Annotated in this window: 19 protein-coding genes and 1 other RNA gene; 8 read left to right on the forward strand and 12 right to left on the reverse strand. The window is 56.0% G+C overall.

Annotated elements, in window-relative coordinates; genetic code table 11:
- Positions 1-21: 21 nt before the first annotated feature.
- The 3 genes from AC2FIB_RS02955 to AC2FIB_RS02965 all read left to right on the forward strand — a co-directional run bounded on the left by AC2FIB_RS02955 (position 22) and on the right by AC2FIB_RS02965 (position 6,484).
- A complete protein-coding gene (locus AC2FIB_RS02955) occupies positions 22-1,800 on the forward strand; it encodes a sensor histidine kinase (RefSeq protein WP_496733168.1) in 1,779 nt (592 codons plus the stop codon).
- 12 nt (positions 1,801-1,812) lie between these two features.
- On the forward strand, positions 1,813-3,147 hold the full coding sequence (locus AC2FIB_RS02960) for a sigma-54-dependent transcriptional regulator (RefSeq protein WP_108858689.1): 1,335 nt from the start codon (positions 1,813-1,815) through the stop codon (positions 3,145-3,147).
- 508 nt (positions 3,148-3,655) lie between these two features.
- Positions 3,656-6,484 (forward strand): Rne/Rng family ribonuclease, encoded by a 2,829-nt coding sequence (locus tag AC2FIB_RS02965; protein ID WP_496841772.1) that lies wholly within the window; start codon positions 3,656-3,658, stop codon positions 6,482-6,484.
- A gap of 45 nt (positions 6,485-6,529) precedes the next feature.
- On the opposite strand, the gene AC2FIB_RS02970 is transcribed toward AC2FIB_RS02965, so the two are convergent.
- Positions 6,530-6,763, reverse strand: coding sequence for a sulfurtransferase TusA family protein (locus AC2FIB_RS02970; RefSeq protein WP_109311569.1), 234 nt, complete (start codon positions 6,761-6,763; stop codon positions 6,530-6,532).
- A 105-nt stretch (positions 6,764-6,868) separates the two neighbouring features.
- On the opposite strand from AC2FIB_RS02970, the gene AC2FIB_RS02975 reads away from it, so the two are divergent.
- The 4 genes from AC2FIB_RS02975 (at position 6,869) to AC2FIB_RS02990 (ending at position 11,199) form a co-directional block, all read left to right on the forward strand.
- Positions 6,869-7,621 (forward strand): cytochrome c biogenesis CcdA family protein, encoded by a 753-nt coding sequence (locus AC2FIB_RS02975; RefSeq protein ID WP_058271899.1) that lies wholly within the window; start codon positions 6,869-6,871, stop codon positions 7,619-7,621.
- Positions 7,622-7,684: 63 nt separating this feature from the next.
- Positions 7,685-8,899 (forward strand): hypothetical protein, encoded by a 1,215-nt coding sequence (locus AC2FIB_RS02980; RefSeq protein ID WP_496733169.1) that lies wholly within the window; start codon positions 7,685-7,687, stop codon positions 8,897-8,899.
- Positions 8,896-10,245: a cytochrome P450 gene (locus tag AC2FIB_RS02985; protein WP_496841713.1), complete on the forward strand. Its 1,350-nt coding sequence runs from the start codon at positions 8,896-8,898 to the stop codon at positions 10,243-10,245. Before AC2FIB_RS02980 ends, AC2FIB_RS02985 begins: the two co-directional genes overlap by 4 nt.
- A gap of 72 nt (positions 10,246-10,317) precedes the next feature.
- Positions 10,318-11,199, forward strand: coding sequence for a fructose bisphosphate aldolase (locus AC2FIB_RS02990; RefSeq protein ID WP_496733171.1), 882 nt, complete (start codon positions 10,318-10,320; stop codon positions 11,197-11,199).
- A gap of 3 nt (positions 11,200-11,202) precedes the next feature.
- On the opposite strand, the gene AC2FIB_RS02995 is transcribed toward AC2FIB_RS02990, so the two are convergent.
- The 5 genes from AC2FIB_RS02995 to fumC form a co-directional block, all read right to left on the reverse strand.
- Complete coding sequence (locus tag AC2FIB_RS02995) at positions 11,203-11,805, reverse strand: DNA-3-methyladenine glycosylase I (RefSeq protein WP_496733172.1); 603 nt, start codon at positions 11,803-11,805, stop codon at positions 11,203-11,205.
- A gap of 63 nt (positions 11,806-11,868) precedes the next feature.
- Positions 11,869-12,087: a ribbon-helix-helix domain-containing protein gene (locus tag AC2FIB_RS03000; RefSeq protein ID WP_496733173.1), complete on the reverse strand. Its 219-nt coding sequence runs from the start codon at positions 12,085-12,087 to the stop codon at positions 11,869-11,871.
- Complete coding sequence (locus tag AC2FIB_RS03005; protein WP_058277875.1) at positions 12,084-12,260, reverse strand: DUF4169 family protein; 177 nt, start codon at positions 12,258-12,260, stop codon at positions 12,084-12,086. The genes AC2FIB_RS03000 and AC2FIB_RS03005 overlap by 4 nt, the downstream gene beginning before the upstream one ends.
- Positions 12,257-12,781, reverse strand: coding sequence for a gamma subclass chorismate mutase AroQ (gene aroQ, locus AC2FIB_RS03010; protein WP_496841714.1), 525 nt, complete (start codon positions 12,779-12,781; stop codon positions 12,257-12,259). The genes AC2FIB_RS03005 and aroQ overlap by 4 nt, the downstream gene beginning before the upstream one ends.
- Positions 12,778-14,169, reverse strand: coding sequence for a class II fumarate hydratase (gene fumC, locus AC2FIB_RS03015; RefSeq protein WP_109311562.1), 1,392 nt, complete (start codon positions 14,167-14,169; stop codon positions 12,778-12,780). Before fumC ends, aroQ begins: the two co-directional genes overlap by 4 nt.
- A 183-nt stretch (positions 14,170-14,352) precedes the next feature.
- On the opposite strand from fumC, the gene AC2FIB_RS03020 reads away from it, so the two are divergent.
- A complete protein-coding gene (locus tag AC2FIB_RS03020; RefSeq protein WP_496733175.1) occupies positions 14,353-14,940 on the forward strand; it encodes a hypothetical protein in 588 nt (195 codons plus the stop codon).
- 33 nt (positions 14,941-14,973) lie between these two features.
- Here AC2FIB_RS03020 and AC2FIB_RS03025 read toward each other — a convergent pair whose 3' ends face one another.
- The 6 genes from AC2FIB_RS03025 to AC2FIB_RS03050 form a co-directional block, all read right to left on the reverse strand.
- Complete coding sequence (locus AC2FIB_RS03025; protein ID WP_058271556.1) at positions 14,974-15,435, reverse strand: SspB family protein; 462 nt, start codon at positions 15,433-15,435, stop codon at positions 14,974-14,976.
- Positions 15,436-15,511: 76 nt separating this feature from the next.
- Complete coding sequence (gene chrA / locus AC2FIB_RS03030; protein ID WP_496841715.1) at positions 15,512-16,765, reverse strand: chromate efflux transporter; 1,254 nt, start codon at positions 16,763-16,765, stop codon at positions 15,512-15,514.
- Positions 16,762-17,577, reverse strand: a complete 816-nt coding sequence (locus AC2FIB_RS03035; protein ID WP_496733177.1) for a chromate resistance protein ChrB domain-containing protein — start codon at positions 17,575-17,577, stop codon at positions 16,762-16,764. The genes chrA and AC2FIB_RS03035 overlap by 4 nt, the downstream gene beginning before the upstream one ends.
- 126 nt (positions 17,578-17,703) lie before the next feature.
- Positions 17,704-18,135: an ester cyclase gene (locus AC2FIB_RS03040; protein ID WP_496733178.1), complete on the reverse strand. Its 432-nt coding sequence runs from the start codon at positions 18,133-18,135 to the stop codon at positions 17,704-17,706.
- A gap of 99 nt (positions 18,136-18,234) precedes the next feature.
- Positions 18,235-18,580, reverse strand: a transfer-messenger RNA (tmRNA) gene (gene ssrA, locus AC2FIB_RS03045).
- Between the two features lie 36 nt (positions 18,581-18,616).
- Complete coding sequence (locus tag AC2FIB_RS03050; protein WP_058277883.1) at positions 18,617-18,979, reverse strand: DUF4345 family protein; 363 nt, start codon at positions 18,977-18,979, stop codon at positions 18,617-18,619.

The following is an 18,979-nucleotide window of genomic DNA, read 5'->3' on the forward strand; positions in this document are numbered from 1 at the left end:
CAGCCCGCGTAACTTTCCGGGATGAGTTCCGAAGTTCGCTCTAGCTGGTCCTTTCTGACAAAACCGTTTCGTGGTGCGCCATTGGGTTGGCGGCTGCGCTTGGCGATTATCATTCTTTTGATCGCAACGGTTACCACGGTTTATGTAACCAACCGTCTTCTGACGGACCGGTTTACCGAATCCACACGAAACCGGGCCGAAGTGCGGCTGGCGCTGTATTCCGGCAACTTGCTAAGCGAACTGCGCCGAAACGCAATTGTTCCGCAGCTTCTAGCCCGCGACCCCACGTTGATTTCCGCGTTGCAATCCAGTGACTATTCGCTGTCCACCCAGCGTTTGATCTCGTTTGTTGAAGAGATCGGTGCGGCCTCGCTGATGCTGCTGGACGGCGACGGGCGTACTGTTGCGGCCACTGATCGTGCCCGCTTGGGAGAACCACACCGGAGTTCGCCGTATTTCATTGATGCAGTGCGGGCGAATTCGACGATCTTCACGGTTATTGAAAAGGAATCAGGCGGCTACAGCTTTGTCTATTCAAGACGAATGGAGGCCAATGCCGAGGTTCTTGGCGTTATAGTAGTCGAAGTCGACCTGCAGAAATTCGAGCGCGCCTGGGCAGGTATTTCCGACGCAGTGATGGTGACCGACAGTACCGGATCGATCATTCTGTCCACTGAACCGCAATGGCGCGGACTTGAGGAAAGTGCCGCGTTGCTGCGCCAACCGGCGCAAGGTGCCATCCAGCGGGCAATACGCGCCACGACTGACTGGACCGCGTTGCCGCCAGACGCCTACCTGCAGGGCGAAGCAGTAATGCGGATGGAAACGCGCATTCCGTTCCGAGGTTGGAAAATGACCTCGTTCACCACTTACGAGTCGATTCGGGAGAAGGTGAACAGTGTCATCGCACTCGAAATCATGGGTTTTGCGATTCTTCTGGCACTGGCCTTCTATGCGCTCAGCCGTCGGGCCACCTTCAGGATGGCGTTGTTCCAACGCGAGTCGGCAGAGCTTCGCGCATTGAACACACGGTTAAAGCGGGAAATTGCTGAGCGGGAAAGGGTTGAAAAAACACTGGAAGTTGCTGAACAGACGTTGGCGCAAAGCTCGAAACTGGCCGCCTTGGGCGAGATGTCGGCGGCCGTGAGCCACGAGCTAAATCAACCTCTGGCTGCAATGAAGACCTACCTGGCCGGCGCGCGTCTTTTGCTGCGTCGGAATAGGCCGGAAGAGGCGCTGGCAAGCTTTGGTCGGATCGATGGTCTGATCGAGAGGATGGGGGCGATTACCCGCCAGCTCAAATCCTATGCGCGGAAGGGTGCGGATACGTTTTCCCCAGTAAATCTTAGTGAAGCGCTGGCATCGTCCCTGTCCATGATGGAGCCGCAACTGCGCCAGCGTCACGTCAAGATCACCCAGATACTGCCTGACGAACCGGTGTCTGTGATGGGGGACCGGATGCGGATCGAGCAGGTGATGGTGAACCTCTTGCGCAATGCGCTGGACGCCACCAAATCTGTATCAGAACCGGATATCGAAATCATATTGGCAGCGGGCGATACGGCAGTGCTGACAGTGCGCGATAACGGCTATGGAATCGAGAACATCGAAAACCTGTTCGAACCGTTCTATACTACGAAACAGCCCGGCGACGGGGTCGGTCTGGGGCTTGCCATCTCATCCGGGATCGTGAACGACCATGGTGGACGGCTGACAGCACGAAACAGCCCGCAAGGCGGGGCCGTGTTCGAGATGCAGTTGCCGATACTGGGAAGCGACGGCCTCGAGGCCGCGGAATAACGAGGAATGACTATGGCACAGGCCATGAAGATCGCCATTGTGGATGACGAACAGGACATGCGCCAGTCGATCAGCCAATGGCTGGCACTGTCGGGATATGACACGGAAACCTTCGCCAGCGCAGAGGACGCGCTGAAAGTGTTGGGACCGGAATATCCGGGTATCGTGATCTCGGATATCAAAATGCCGGGCATGGACGGCATTCAGCTCCTGAAAAAGCTGATGGGGGCTGACAGCACGTTGCCGGTCATCATGATCACTGGCCATGGCGATGTGCCAATGGCAGTGGAAGCGATGCGCGTAGGGGCGTTTGATTTCCTTGAAAAGCCTTTTAACCCTGATCGCATGTCGGAACTGGCCAAACGCGCCAGCAACGCGCGCCGACTGACCTTGGACAACCGTGCCTTGCGGCGCGAACTGTCAGGTGGAACCCAGATCATGAACAAACTGATCGGGGCCAGTCCGGTCATGGAGCGTCTGCGCGAAGATATCCTCGATCTGGGCCAAGCCGATGGCCATGTACTGATCGATGGTGAGACCGGCACCGGTAAGACACTTGTGGCCCATGCGCTGCACGCGGTCGGCAGCCGTGCTGGTAAGAAGTTTGTACTGGTGTCCTGTGCCGCGCTTGAGGAAGAGGCGCTGTCGAAACGCCTGTTTGGCCCAATGATGCCGGAAGACGCGCAGTTGCCTGCGATCGAAGAGGCGCGGGGCGGTACACTTGTGCTGGAAGACGTGGAAGCACTAAGCGATACGCTGCAGGCCCGCCTGTTGAGCGTGATGAATGATCAGGGCACTCCGGCTGAAACGCGGATCATAGCGATTTCCAACCTTCAGGAAGCAGGAAAAACCAGCGAAGACGTTCTACGCCCGGACCTGTTCTATCGCCTTGCGGCGCTGCGGATTACGATGCCGCCATTGCGTCAGCGTGGCGAGGACATCCTGACGCTGTTCACCCGTCTGAGCGAGCAGTTTTCTGAAGAGTACGGCTGCGAAGCGCCGCAGGTGAGTGCCCAAGAAGCGGCGCAGCTGTTACAGGCGCCATGGCCGGGAAATGTGCGGCAGTTGATCAACATCGCGGAACGGGCTGTTCTTCAATCGCGACGTGGATCGGGGACGATTGCGTCGCTGTTGATGTCCGATCACGAAGAAATGCAGCCGGTCATGACGACCGAAGGCAAACCGCTCAAGGAGTATGTTGAGGCGTTCGAACGGATGTTGATCGACAATACAATGCGGCGGCACAAGGGATCGATTGCGTCTGTGATGGACGAACTTTGCCTGCCACGCCGGACCTTGAACGAGAAAATGGCGAAATACGGGCTGCAGCGCTCGGACTATTTGTGAGAAAGAGAGGGGGCCAGCCCCCTCTTGAGCCTGCGGCTCAAATTACCCCCGGGATAATTCTGGCCAGATGAAGTGATCCCGGGGCTTTGTATTGTTCTTCTCGCAGTTTGCCCATTGTGTTTTCCACAGGACTGCTTTTATTGTATCTGGACGGGCAGGGCTAATTTGCGCCCAAAAGTCCCGAATCTTTGAGTTTCGCTGCTCTGCCGTTGATGGTGATCAATCCCGCAAGGCAAAGCAGACCGATTATGCCCCATAGGGGCAGATGAACGCCTGAGCCCGCATCAGCGGGCGAAAGGAATAAATGGGCAGGCGGCGGTTAGATCTGCGCCTGTCGGAGAAGAACCGCGATGACGCGCGCGCAACGATTGAGTATACGGGCAGGGGGCCACAGCGCCAGACCCTGCCGCGCGCCGTCCGAAATCGCCCTGACAAGACACCACCCCAAAAGCGCCTGTCCCCCCGGACGGGTAAGGACAACGCGTTTGGCGCGGTGCACCAAGGACACATGGCTAAGAAAATGCTTATCGATGCCACCCACGCGGAGGAAACCCGCGTCGTGGTGGTTGACGGAAACAAGGTCGAGGAATTCGATTTTGAATCCGAAAACAAACGCCAGCTTGCTGGCAACATCTATCTTGCAAAAGTAACCCGGGTCGAACCGTCACTTCAGGCGGCCTTTGTGGATTATGGCGGGAACCGGCATGGGTTCCTGGCGTTTTCGGAAATCCATCCGGATTACTATCAGATCCCCGTGGCCGATCGCGAAGCGCTGATGGAAGAAGAGCGCGCCTATGCAGAGGCAATGAAAGCGCGCGACGAAGCCGAAGAGGCCAAGCCGAAGAAACGCCGGTCACGGTCGCGGTCGAAGGCTGCGGACGTTAAGTCTGACGATGCGGTTGAGTCGATTGAAGTATCGAACGAACCCACCGGCATGGAAACCATTGATCTGGACGAAAGCGAAGACGGCGCTGATGGCCCGGACCTTGAGGGCACATCCCCGGCAGATCGCGTTGCTGAAACACCGGTAGAAGAGCCTGGTGATGATGTGGGGGCGTCTGAAACCGACGCTGATGGTGCAGCAGAAGGTGCGTCGTCGGAAGACAGTAGCGAGGCAGCGAATAGAGCTGATGCGCCTGCAATCGAGGCGACAGAAGCCAAAGATGAGGAAGCCGCCGACAAGTCCGATGACGCGGTTAGCGAAGCAGAAGCACAAGATGCACCCGAAGCTTCGGAGGACACGACCGAAGAAAACGAGGGCAAGTCTGAAGAAGAAGCGCGAGCCGATGCCACCGCGAAGGACGATTCGATTGAATCCGTCGCCGACGAGGATGACAGCGAAGACATTCGCCCGGTGCGCAAACCGCGGCCACGTCGCTATAAGATTCAAGAGGTTATCAAGGTCCGTCAGGTCTTGCTGGTGCAAGTCGTCAAGGAAGAACGTGGCAACAAGGGCGCTGCCCTGACCACCTACTTGTCTCTGGCAGGACGGTATTGCGTTCTGATGCCGAATACCGCCCGTGGTGGCGGGATCAGCCGCAAAATCACCAACGCACCTGACCGTAAAAAGCTCAAAGAAATTGCTGCGGAAATTGACGTTCCAACCGGTGCGGGTCTGATTATCCGGACAGCCGGTGCCAAGCGGACGAAATCCGAGATCAAGCGAGACTATGAATACCTGCAACGCATGTGGGAGCAGATCCGCGAGTTGACGCTGAAATCCATTGCGCCGGCGAAAATCTATGAAGAAGGCGATCTGATCAAACGGTCGATCCGTGATCTCTATAATCGCGAAATTGATGAGGTTCTGGTCGAAGGTGAAGGCGGTTATCGCATCGCCAAAGACTTCATGAAGATGATCATGCCGTCACACGCGAAGAACGTGAAACGGTACGAGGATGCGCTGCCGCTGTTTGCACGCTATCAGGTCGAAAGCTATCTGGCGGGCATGTTCAACCCGACCGTTCAGCTGAAATCGGGTGGGTACATCGTGATCGGCGTGACCGAAGCGCTGGTCGCGATTGACGTGAACTCGGGTCGGGCGACCAAAGAGGGCTCGATCGAGGAAACCGCGCTCAAGACCAACCTTGAGGCCGCGGAAGAGGTGGCGCGACAGCTGCGTCTGCGCGACCTGGCCGGTCTGATCGTCATCGACTTCATCGACATGGACGAGCGCAAGAACAATCTCGCCGTCGAAAAGCGTATGAAAGAACGGCTGAAAACAGACCGTGCGCGTATTCAGGTTGGCCGTATCTCGGGTTTTGGCCTTATGGAGATGAGCCGCCAGCGTCTGCGTCCCGGCATGTTGGAAGCCACGACTCAGCCATGCCCGGCTTGCCACGGAACAGGTCTGATCCGGTCGGACGACAACATGGCGCTGTCGATCCTGCGGCAGATCGAGGAAGAAGGCACACGCCGTCGTTCGCGCGAGGTGCTTGTTCGTTGTCCTGTTAGCATCGCCAACTTCCTGATGAACCAGAAACGCGAGCATATCGCACAGATTGAGGCCCGTTATGGCCTGTCTGTACGTGTTGAAGGCGACGTACATCTGGTCAGCCCGGATTTCTCGATGGAGAAATTCAAGACGGCAAGCCGGATCGTTCCCGAAGCCAGCGCGCCCGTTGTTTCCGTGGATGCGTCCCTGATGGATCTTGTCGACGCCAGCGAGGATGAGCCGGCCGAAGAGGAAACCACCGTTCAGGCTGAAGAGGAGGCCAAGCCCAAGCGCAAGCGTCGTCGCCGCCGTCGGAAAAAGAGCAATGGTTCTGACGAAACTCCTGAGGTGAATGCTGAAGAGGGTGACGTGGTGGCGGCCGAGGAGTCGGATGAAGCCAAAACCGAAGCGGCAGATGACGCAAAACCCGAGGGTGAAGCATCTGAGCCTGCCGAAGAGGAAAAAGCAGCCAAGCCCAAGCGCCGCCGTGCACCGCGCCGCAAGAAGAAGGACGCGGAACCTGTTGAAGCTACGGAAGAAGTCGCTGCTGAAGCTGTTGTGAGCAAGGATGCCCAGGCCGCAAGCCCTGAAGCACCGGCCAAGGAAACTGGTGTGACAGATGCACCTGTTGAAGCTCCTGTCGAAACCGCCGAGAAGGTTGAACAGGCCGAAGCGGTGGCGGAACTGCCCACGCCCGAAGCGGAAAGCGTCGTTGAAGAAAAGGTTGAACCTGCAGAGGCCGAACAACCCGAACCTGTGGCCGAAGTGGCCGCAGAAGACCCGCAAGAACCAGCGGACGTAATGGTTGAAGAAGCCCCTGAGCCGGTTCTGGAGGTCGTGGCCGAAGAACCGGAGCAGCCGGCCAAACCCAAGCGGCGTGGTTGGTGGTCACTGGGTCAGTAACAAGAAGAGGCGGGCCATGTGCCCGCCTTTTTCTTTTGGCCGATCTTAGTGAGATTTCTGGATCAAATAGATCTGATGGCCGTCTGCGTCTTCCTGCGACAGCAATTGGTGCCCACTCTCAGAGCAGAAATGCGGGACATCAATTATGGCGGCAGGATCATCTGCCAGCACGCGCAGAACGGCCCCGACAGGCATGGATTTCAAACGCTTGCGCGCTTTCAGGACGGGCAATGGGCACAACAGACCTAGCGCATCGAGTGTTTCTGATGGATTTGACATAAGGTTCAGATATTTCCACTTTGGCGGGGTGTCCAGCGTGCAACCACGAGGATGTGACCGATTGGCCCCGTGACGTTGGCCGCCTCATACCATATGTGCTTGAACATGTTCGGAATAGATATCATAGACGCGGGCCTGCTGCCTGCCATGTTCATCGCGATGCTGGGCGGGCTGATCAGCTTTCTGTCGCCCTGCGTTTTGCCCATCGTTCCGCCGTACCTGGCTTATATGAGCGGTGTGACGATCAACGAAATGCAGGATGAGGCGAAAGCACGCCGCAAGGCAACCTTGGCCGCTCTGTTCTTTGTTCTGGGCCTGTCTACGGTGTTTTTGTTGCTGGGCTTCACCGCTTCTGCCTTCGGGGTGTTTGTCCTACAGAATCAGGTGTTGTTCGCAAAGATCTCTGGCGCAGTGGTCATCGTCTTTGGCCTGCATTTTCTGAACGTCTTCCGTATACCGTTTCTGGACCGCGAGGCGCGGATTGAGACCGGTGATTCTGGTGGATCAGTGTTTGGCGCTTATATCCTTGGTCTGGCCTTTGCGTTTGGATGGACACCGTGCATTGGGCCGCAGCTGGGGGCGATCTTGTCACTGGCCGCGTCCGAGGCCTCGGTCGCACGGGGAACCCTGTTGTTGGGCGTCTATGCGGCAGGCCTAGGTATTCCGTTCCTGCTGGCTGCGATGTTCCTGAACCGGTCGATGTCGGTGATGAATCGGATCAAGCCTTACATGGGCACGATCGAAAAGGTGATGGGTGGCTTGTTGCTGTTCGTGGGCATCATGCTGATCACCGGTCTGTTCACTGAATTCAGCTGGTGGCTGTTAGAGACATTCCCGGCACTGGCGAATTTCGGATGATCTGCTGATCTGACTTACCTTGACGCTTAGCCTGCGTTAACCTGCGCTGCAGAAGGTAAGGCCATGAGCAGTCAGAAAAATCAACCTCGGGTGCGTAAACGCCGGGTATTCTATATTCCCGGCTATGACCCGATACCGCCGCGGCGGTATCGTGAGCTTTATCGTACCGAAGGCTCGCTGCAGGCGGAGATATCCGGTTATGAGATTTCGGTGTCCGCCAAGTCAGACGATGGACCATATGGATGGCACGTCACTTCCCGGCAGGATGATGATGAAGTTCAGGCCGATGTGAGTGTTTTGGTCTGGTCGGATCTGGTGCGTTACAGCATGTCCAACTCAATTCCGGCGACCTATCTGCAATTGGTGCAGACCGCATGGACCTATATGTCCTCAGGAACGCTGTGGCGCCTGATGCAGCTGCGCAAAGGACCGGTGATTGCTGCACTGTACCCGGTTGGAATGTTGGTGGCTCAAATGCTGTTGGCGATCCTGCTAGCCGGGGCCATGACATGGGTTTTGACGCCGTTTATCGATTGGTTGGGCGTAATACTTGCTGTTGGTGCCGGCTACGGTCTGATGCGCTGGTTTCGCCAGCAAGACGGCCAACTTTTTGCCTATTACCTGATGCATGATTATGCCTATTCCGCGAAACTCAAGGGGGAGACGCCAGTTGAATTACGCAATCGCCTGCGTGCATTCAGTGCGTTGATCCAAGAGGCGCTGAATTCAGACGCAGACGAGGTGCTGGTCGTCGGCCATAGCTCAGGGGCCCATCTGGGTGTCAGTGTTCTGGCCGATGTTATCCGAGACAGCAGGCAGCGCGACAATAGCCCCGCGTTTTCGTTCCTGACATTGGGGCAGGTCGTGCCCATGGTGTCATTTCTACCCGAGGCGCAGGGTTTGAGGGCGGATTTGCAATTCTTGTCCATGCAGGAAAGCCTGACCTGGGTCGACGTCTCGGCCCCCGGTGATGGCTGTTCTTTTGCGCTGTGCGATCCGGTTTCTGTCAGCGGAGTCGCCACCGCCGAAAAGAAATGGCCTCTGGTTCTGTCTGCGGCCTTCACACAGACCCTGTCCCCCGAACGCTGGAAGAACTTGCGATGGAAATTCTTCCGCCTGCATTTCCAGTATCTCTGCGCCTTCGACAAGCCCGATCGGTATGACTATTTTCGCATCACTGCCGGGCCTCAAACCTTAGGTCAGAGGTTTGAGGGACGGGCACCGTCGAAATCACGGATGGATAAGCCGGTCTCAAAATACGTTTCGGTGAAGGCATGACGCCGCCCAAGCCAACTTCGCGCCCTGAAAAAGTATCGCTTTGGCGGTATCTGAGGTTGTTTCGCAAGGACATTCTGTCAGCCCAGCCCCAAAGGCTGTACCGCGCGTGGATGGCTGAATTTCGCACGCCGTTCTTTCGATCATACTTGGTGAATCAGCCAGAATTGATCGACACAGTTCTGAAAGAACGCCCTGATGATTTTCCCAAATCTAACCGCATAAGTGAGGGGCTGCGTCCGTTGCTGGAGGACTCTGTCTTCCTGACCAATGGGAAAACCTGGAAGAGGCAGCGCAGGATCATTGATCCCGCGTTCGAAGGCGGCCGTTTGAAAGATACCTTTCCGGCGATGCATGCAGCTGGTCAAGCAGCGGTGGATCGGTTGCGCTTGCAGTCTGGTGGCGTCGTTGAGTTTGAAGAGGTCACCAGCCATATCGCGGCGGATGTCATCTTTCGCACCTTGTTTTCGGTGCCCATCGAACACGAAATTGCCGCTCAGGTTTTTAACAAGTTTCGCAGCTATCAGCGCGAACAACCCATCCTGAACATTGCGGCTTTTGTCCCGCTACCAAAATGGTTGCCGCGATTGCATTCAAGACACACCAAGAAGAATGCCAAGGATATCAGGGCGCTAATCCAGCGACTTACGGCGGATCGGGCCGAACTGATCGCTCGTGGTGGCGCACCGGATGATCTGGCAACCAAGATCATGACCACGCGTGATCCCGAAACCGGGCGTGGGTTTGACACGCAGGAAATGGTCGATCAGGTGGCGATCTTCTTTCTTGCCGGGCACGAAACCAGCGCGTCCGCACTGGCGTGGACGTTGTACCTGATGGCCATGTATCCCGAATGGCAGGACAGCCTGGCCGAGGAAGCTGCGGCGCTCGACACGCCCGATTTTTCTGTAATGTCGCGGCTAAAGCTTAGCCGGGATGTATTCCGCGAAGCGCTGCGGCTTTATCCGCCTGTGCCGATGATGGTTCGAGAAGCGAAATGCCCCGAACGTTTCCGCAATAGGGCTGTCGCCGAAGGGTCGCAAATCGTGATCAGCCCGTGGCATCTGCATCGGCAGGAAAGGCTCTGGGAGCGTCCCGACGAATTTGATCCGACCCGGTGGGGAACTGAGAATGGAAAGACCTGTCAGCGCAACGCCTACATTCCATTCTCGACAGGGTCCCGCGTATGTCCCGGTGCCGGGTTCGCCATGATCGAGGGGCCGCTTCTGTTATCCATGCTGTTGCGACACTTCCGGTTCGAGTTGGTCGCGGGACAAACGCCGGTTCCGGTCGCGCATTTGACCGTCCGATCGAAAGACGGAATTTGGTTGCGCTTGGTTGAGCGCTAACAAACTACCATCCTATCACGCCTTGTTGTATGCGGTTTGAAATCGCGGAATCATATTGAACGGGAAAGTCTTATGTCATCAGCAGAACAGCGCACACAAATGTCCGACGGCGCAGGATTCATCGCAGCATTGGATCAAAGCGGTGGCTCGACCCCCAAGGCGCTGGCGCTTTATGGCGTGGACGCATCTGAATACAGCTCGGACGAAGAGATGTTCGGTGAAATCCAAAAAATGCGTGCGCGGATCATTCTGGCGGATGATTTCACCAAGGACAAAGTGATCGGCGCGATCCTGTTCGAACGCACTCTGGGCGAGCAAATTGATGGTCAGAAGGTCGCCGACTATTTGTGGTCAGTGAAAGGCATTGTACCTTTCCTCAAGATTGACAAAGGCTTGGAAGACGAAGCGAATGGCGTTCAGATGATGAAACCCATCCCGGGTCTGGCCGCAACATTGGCCAAAGCCGATGGTGTTTTCGGGACCAAGGAGCGCTCGGTCATTCATGAGGCAAACGCCGAAGGCATCGCGGCGGTTGTTGCACAGCAGTTCGACGTTGCGCGTGAAGTCGTGGCTTCCGGAATGGTTCCGATTGTTGAGCCCGAGGTGAACATCAACTCGGCCACCAAAGCCGAAGCCGAAGATATCCTGAAGGCCGAAATCCTGAAGAACCTTGATCAGTTGGCTGAGGGACAGGACGTAATGCTCAAGCTGACGATCCCTAGCCAGGCCAACCTGTATGATGAATTGGCCGATCATCCGCGTGTTCTGCGTGTGGTTGCGCTGTCGGGCGGTTATTCGACGGAACAGGCCTGCGATCTGCTAGGCCAGAATGGTAAGATGATCGCGTCCTTCTCGCGCGCGTTGACCGAAGGCCTGTCAAAAAAGCAATCAGATGCCGAGTTCAACGCGGCCTTGGGCGGAAACATCGACAAGATTTTCCGCGCGTCAGTCTAAACACTATTGGGGTTTGGTGAATTCGCGGCGCAACTGCGCCGCTTTTTCACGCATGACGCAACCTTCGGCGTGATCATTCACCAGCCCCATTGCCTGCATAAAGGCAAACACGGTCGTCGGCCCGACAAACTTCCAGCCCCGTTTTTTCAGGTCTTTCGACATCGCAACAGATTCTGGCGACTTTGACGCGGTTTGCGGGGCGGGCGGTGAGTCCGCCTCGTATCGCCATACATATGCCGCCAGAGACCCTTCGGCAGCGATTAACTCTTGCGCGCGACGTGCGTTGTTAATCACGGCCTCGATCTTTCCACGATGTCGCACAATTCCTGCATCTTGTAACAAGCGCTTTGTATCTGCATCATCAAACGCGGCTACTGTGTTGATATCAAAAGCTTTGAAAGCTTTCCGAAAGTTCTCGCGCTTGGACAAAATCGTTCGCCAGCTTAGTCCGGATTGAAAGCTTTCGAGGCATAGCTTTTCGAATAGGCGTTGGTCGTCACCAACCGGATACCCCCATTCCTGATCGTGGTAGTCAAAGAATTCGGGCGCGGCCTGACACCACGCGCAGCGTGGTTTTCCGTCTGGACCTAGAACTGTATCAACCACCGCTTCGTACTCCTTTTGTTCCTATTACTGTAAGCGGTTTCAGGATGTCAGAGCAAGACTGATTTACTTGGATTGATACCAGTTTAGAATGAAAACCCTTATGGCGGATGCAAGTCCGATGTCCGGGTCACGCTCGACATCAATTTCGGCTGCCAAAGCGTTGACTGGTAGGTTTTTTTCCTTGGCAATGGTCCGGAACGCCTGCCAGAATTCATCTTCCAGCGATACGGATGTCCGATGGCCTTTCAGCGTCAGGGATCGTTTGACTGGGCGTCCGCTCATTTGTCCAACTTACGGCCTTCGTGGTCTTGGTTCAGCTTGTGTTGCTGCTTTTTTGCCAGATCCTTTTCGGCCTTGGTGCGGCCAAAGGCAACGGCATTTTGATCAGCGCGGGCCTTGTTTTCGGTCCGCGCTTTTTCTTTTCGAAATTTGTTCAGATTGACCGGTTCCGTCATTGCGCATGTCTCACTTTGGTCAAACTATTGAACAATTCCGCACGGCTGTCATCTGAAAGGCACTCGACATTCACGGTGTCCAGAAAATCAGCCTGCGACGCAGTTGAGACCGGTGGTTGATCTGACAATGTGTCAAGGATTTGCCCGCCCAAATCCAACAGAGCGGGGCGTACCTCGGTTGTCAGGTCCGCATAGTTTTCGGGAACAGAGGTTTGGTCCTCGGTCCACCGTTCAATCCAACAAGTTTGAATCTCTTTCGCGGCTTCGATCTGCACTTGGAAAAACAGCTGCGCGCTGTCCGGGTCAACGCCCGCAAGCGCTGCTTGTTCCAAGGTTTTGTCAATCACGACTTTTTCACGCTCAATGTCTTCGACCGGGCGGTCATTGGCGTGTTTGAACGCAGCAACGTCCTGCATCCATTCCAACCGAGAGTCGATCAGGTCGAACAGGTCAGCGTGAGCCGAGGTCGCTGTGCCCGCAATAAGCAGGCACAGGCAGGCAGGCTGACGCCACGGGATCATTTGGGGCCGATCATGTGCTCGGGCCGTACGACCGCATCGAATGTCTCCTCATCGACAAAGCCCAGCGCAATGGCCTCTTCCTTGAGGGTCGTGCCGTTCTTATGCGCGGTTTTGGCGACAGTAGTGGCGTTGTCGTAACCGATGGTCGGGGCCAGCGCCGTGACCAGCATCAGGGATTCCTTCATCAGCTTATCGATGCGTGGTTCATTGGCCTTGATGCCCAGCAGCATACGCTCGGTAAAGCTGTCGGTGGCATCACCCAGCAGCTGAATGGATTGCAGCAAATTGTACGACATCATCGGATTGTAGACGTTCAACTGGAAATGACCCTGCGAGCCAGCGAACTTCATCGCCGCATCGTTGCCTATTACATGCGCGGCCACCTGTGTCAGTGCCTCGGCCTGTGTTGGGTTCACCTTGCCGGGCATGATCGACGAGCCTGGCTCATTCTCCGGCAGGATCAACTCACCCAAGCCAGACCGCGGGCCAGAGCCCAGGAACCGGATATCGTTGGCGATTTTGTAGCAAGAGCCAGCAATAGTCGCCAGCGCGCCCGACAGGAAGACCATAGCATCATGGGCGGCAAGCGCTTCGAATTTGTTGGGTGCGGTAACGAAGGGCAGGCCGGTGATGTCAGCCATGTTCTTTGCGACGGCCTCATCCCAGCCATCATGCGTGTTCAGACCGGTGCCAACAGCTGTACCGCCTTGTGCCAGTTCATAGATGCCGGGCATCGCGGCTTCGACCCGGGCGATACCCTGACGGATCTGGTGTGCATAGCCGCCGAATTCCTGTTCCAGGGTCAAAGGAGTCGCATCCTGAGTGTGTGTGCGGCCGATTTTGATGATACCTGCGAACTCTTTCGCTTTGGCCTCCAGTGCCGACGCAAATTTCTCAAGCCCGGGCAGCAATACGTCGCGTACGCTCATGGCGGTGGCGATGTGCATTGCCGTCGGGAAAGTGTCGTTCGACGACTGACCCATATTACAGTGATCGTTCGGGTGCACAGGCTCTTTCGAGCCGATCACACCGCCCATGATTTCAATCGCGCGATTGGCGATCACTTCGTTCGAGTTCATGTTCGACTGAGTACCCGAACCGGTTTGCCACACGACCAGCGGGAAGTTGTCGTCAAACTTACCCTCAATCACTTCACCCGCGGCCTGGATAACGGCGTCTGCGATCTTGGCATCCAGCTTGCCGATAGCTTTGTTCTCCATCGCACAGGCCTTTTTTATAACGCCCAGCGCCCGTACGATAGCGACGGGTTGCTTTTCCCAGCCGATCGGAAAATTCATGATCGAGCGTTGAGTCTGTGCACCCCAATACTTGTCGGCGGGAACTTCCAACGGGCCAAAGCTGTCGGATTCGGTGCGGGTCTGGGACATCGGTCACTCCGTCTAGTATGCAGTCGTATGCCGTTTACCCGTGACGGCGTCATCGCGCAATCGGCCAGTTGCGCGCACCATAAGCGTAAGCCGACCAAAGGTATAGGCGTTGGGGTGGGGCATTTTTCTTTGATACACAGGTACTAGGACCATTGTGTGCGCCTGTGACTGGGGTAGAATAGCATGATCAAAACGCTGGAGGGTCAGGTGCTGCAATTTAACCGGGTTAATCCGCTGCGGCTTACCGCATTCGCGGTGGGTGCCGTATTCTGGCTTGTCTTTGCCAATCTTCAGGCCCAGGCCGGGGACATCACGCCCTTTATCGGGGATTATGTCGGTTCAGCCAATTTAGTTGACGATGATGGTACCGAAACCCCACGCGATATGAGCGTTTCGATCCATGAAACGAAAGAAGGGTTCAACGTCAGTTGGAAGACCACGACCTATAAGCCGGATGGCCGGGTCAAAGATCAATCCTTCTCGATCGATTTCAAGCAATCTGACAGGTCAGACGTTTATTCAGCGGCGATGAAGCGCAATGTGTTTGGTCACGAGGTGCCCCTGGACCCGATGCAGGGTGAACCGTTCGTCTGGGGCCGGATCGAGGGCGAGACTCTGACGGTGTTTTCGTTGTTCATTGATGAAAACGGTGGCTATGAATTGCAGCAGTTCGATCGCACGCTGGCCGACGGTGGGCTTAACCTGTCCTTTTCGCGGTTCCGTAACGGGATTAAATCCCGCTCGGTCGATACGTTCCTCGAAAAACAGTAGACCCCGCGAGAGGCGGGGTTTGTAAGTCTGAGTTTACTTTCTGAAGCTGTCCAGTGAAACGACATCCGCGTCTTGCTGAACCGGAGTTTCCTCAACCTCAATCGATTCTTCGACGATATGGGTCGCAACCTCTTCTTCGTCTTCCGGACTTTCGAAACGCAGTCCGAATTCAACCGACGGATCCACGAAGGTTTTGATCGCATCATACGGAATATAAAGCGGTTCTGGTGCGTCACCGAAATTCAGCGTGATCGCGAAACCGTTGTCGCCGACATCAAGGTTTTCGAACCAGTGCTGCATGACGACCGTCATTTCTTCGGGGTAACGTTCGCGCAGCCAATCGGCCAGTTCAACACCGTCCTGCCGGGTATCGAAGGTGATGAAGAAATGATGCGCCCCAGGCAGACCGTTTTCAGAAACGTTGGTCAGAACCTTCTGAATGAGGCCGCGCATGGCGGTGTGCATCAGGGTTCCATAGTCAATGTCCTGCGACATGTTTCATCCTCAAAAGCGGTTATCTCAAGCATAGGGGATTCGTTCGGAAACGAAAGACCGGGAGTTGGTGGATTGTTCAAAGAAAATGAAATCCAACTCCGGCCATGGCCATCAGGGCCAAGGTCATTCCCATGCCGAATTTTAGCTTGAATATCAACACCCCGGCCATGAAGGTTAAAAGGAGCGCTTTTATGTTCAGTGTTGCAAGTTCGGGCCATGGGATGGTTAGGGGTCCCCATGCCAATTCCGGGATTGTTCCGAAAAGAACGTTAAGAGCAAACCACACGGAAAGGTTGAGAATCACACCGACAACCGCCGCTGTTATCCCGTGCAGGGCTGCGGACAGCCGTGGACGGGCGGCCAGTTGGTCCAGATAAGGTGCGGCAAGGAAGATCCACAGGAAACACGGAACAAACGTGGCCCAAAGGGCCACCGCACCAGCGGCAAGTGCTAAAGGGATCCCCCCTGAGAGCTGCCCTGTCAGCATGGCCACAAACTGTGTGACCAAGATCAGAGGACCGGGTGTCGTCTCCGCCAGCCCCAGCGCATCAATCATCTGATCCGTGCTGATCCACTGATATTTGTCCACGACGGTTTGGGTCATATACGCCAGAACCGCATATGCGCCGCCGAACGTAACAACAGCCAGGCGGGCAAAAAACCACCCGAGATCGCTCAGCAATTTCTGACCAGTAACGCTCAGCAACACCAATGGGCCAAGCCATAGGGTCAGCCAGATTGCACAGGTGCGCAGCGGGCGCGTCGCACTTGGGGCAGGGGGCGTTTGGGCGGTGTTGGCCTCACCCTTGAAGCTCAGATACCCCCAAAGCGCTGCAGCCAGAATGATCAAGGGAAAAGGCAGGTCAAAGGCAAAGATTGCGACAAAGCCCAATCCGGCTATTGCCCGGTGCTCCACATCGGTCAGGGCTTTGCGCGACAGGTTTCTAAGCGCCTGAAGGACAATGATGATTACCGTTGCCTTCACCCCAAGAAAAGCGGCCTGAACCAGTGGCAGGTCCCCGAAAGCTGCGTAAAGCCCAACCAATACAGCGATGATCAGTGCGCCAGGGATGACGAACAGGCCGCCGGCGATCAACCCTCCGGTCACGCCCCGCAGCCGCCAGCCGGCATATGTGGCAAGTTGCATGGCCTCGGGTCCGGGAAACAGCATGCAAAGAGACAGCGCCCGCAGATACGATTGTTCGTCCAGCCACGGGCGTTTTTCCACCAATTCCTGATGCATCAGTGAGATTTGCGCCGCAGGCCCCCCAAAGGACAAAAGCCCGATGCGACCAAAGATACGGGCCAGCTCCGATAGGGTCGGGGTCATGATTTGCGGTCCATTGGCCAGTCGTGTTGTTCTTCAAACCCGTCGCGCGCCCAGCGATACAGCGCATCGTACAGATGCATTCCTGCAGCAAGGTTTTCGTGATCGTCACGGTATTGCCGGGACAACCCGACAGAGACAGCAAGCAACCCGGCGGCTTCCGGTGCGAGGTCATGGCGATTGGTGTCTGCGGCCCTAACGATCATTGCAAGCCGATCCAGCGCGGGCATGTGCAGTGCGAATTCGTCCAGCATGGTGTCAAAGGTGCATTTGTCTTGCCGGTGGCTCCAATGAGCGCCTTCGATGTCAAAAGGGGTCGCGTCAAATATTGCAGCGGTGGCGTCGACTTCCGACGGGGCAACAAACAGGAACCGGGCATTTGGGTCCACAAACCGCCGGATCAGCCAAGGGCAGGCGATGCGGTCGATTTTTGGTCGGTGTCGGGTCACCCAAAGAGATCCTTTGGACTGCAGCATCGACAACGCTTTCGCAGGCACACGCGGAGCGTCCGGCATGTCTCGCCAGGCAAACATGCCGCCCTCCAGATACTCGGCCTGCACACCTTCGCCCCGCAACAAAGAAACGACGGCCTGGCTGAGTTTCTTGCCTTTCTGGCAAATCACGACTGCAGGTCGGTCACCGATCAGGTTGACCAGCCCTTCGAGATCCTTCGCAGGATGGCGTATAGAGCCTGCGATAAGATAGGGGTCAGCCTCAAAATCCGCATCCATACAGATGTCAATCAGTATGGGGGATTGCGGCGTGCCGATCAGTCTTAACAATTGCTTTGGGGTGATCGAGTTTGGTGCGGGCACAGCATGTCTCCTGGTTTTATCGGATACATGCGAAACTTGGGCTGACGCCTCACGGGGTGTTCGCAATCTTACCCCATGGCACTTGCTACCGCGTAAGCGCCGAGGGGGTCAAGATTGCTTATATGGTCAAGCCCAATCCAGCCTTTGACCGGTCATACACACGGGCAAAGTGTCCTGCGGGAGCTGGCCGAGCTGTTCGAAGAGTGAGATGAAATCGAACTGGTTATACGCTTCAACCATGCGCCCGTTTTTAATCCGCCCCATGACGCTGCCCGTGGCTTGAAGCGGGGCACCGTTATCGGCGCGCGTTGTGCGCAGGTGAATGATGGCGGATACCCAATCGCCGTTTTCGATGATTTTGGGCATATCGACCTGAATGTCCCCAAGGATATGGCGAAAGGCCATGACCAGATCCCGGAAATCATCCGCACCGACCTGCATTTCCGGAATAAGCCCTTCAGCCATGGCTTCGGGGGCAAAATATTGGTCAATCGCGTCGGTATTGCCGTTTTCCCAAACCTCGGAATACCACTCTCTGAGTAGATCTGCGTGCGACATCCCAGCTCTCCTTATTCTGCTGGGGTAAGCATGAGACTAAATAGTGAAAAAACTCTGAACATGATCATGCTCAGCGAAAAACTCAGACTTTAAGTGGAAGGTGCAGGTTTCTGTTGCCAGGTACCTGCGAACCCCGCCTTACGCGGCTAGGCGCAAGGGCTTAAGTTTCGGTCTTGCTACTGCTTACGCAGCAACTGCAACCGGAGCACGATTGTCATTTGCAATTGTACTTTTCGGGCCGATACGGTGGCACCCCGCCGAGACAAAGCTAACCCCTTTAGACGTTCGTCGATCCTATTTCGGCCCCATGATCCCCAAATGAAGGATGTTGGTGGAGCCGCCGGGTACCGCCCCCGGGTCCGATCCGCTTATTACGAGCGCGTTTATGTCCATAGTCCCGAAGGACATAACCTATATAGGTGAGCCAGCAGCCGGATGCAAACCGGGAATCTGGCCGGGCGTTGGAAATAATTACAGTGGGTTAGGCGGCCCTATTGATGTTGGCCAGTATCAGCCAAAGTGCAAGTACCAGTTCGATTCCACCAAAAGTAGCCGCCTTGACCAGTGGTGGGTTGTCCAGAAAAACTGAAACAAACCGGCCCAATGCCGCGCCCGCGTAGACAACCCCCAGCATGGCGTAGGCCATCGGGTTGTTGAGGAATAAAACAGCCACGCCAGTGACTACGAAAAGCCCGCCGACCGAGGCACGCATCTCGCTCAGCCCCATGTTGCTGTTGGTGGTGCTCAGATCCAGCGCGCCCAAGGTAAAGCTGGGCGCCAGGAACCCGAACAGGCCGAACCCAATGGTCATGAGGGCTGCAATCACGTTCAAAGCGGTGGTCAT

The sequence above is a fragment of the Ruegeria sp. YTSA072 genome (genome assembly GCF_059610285.1).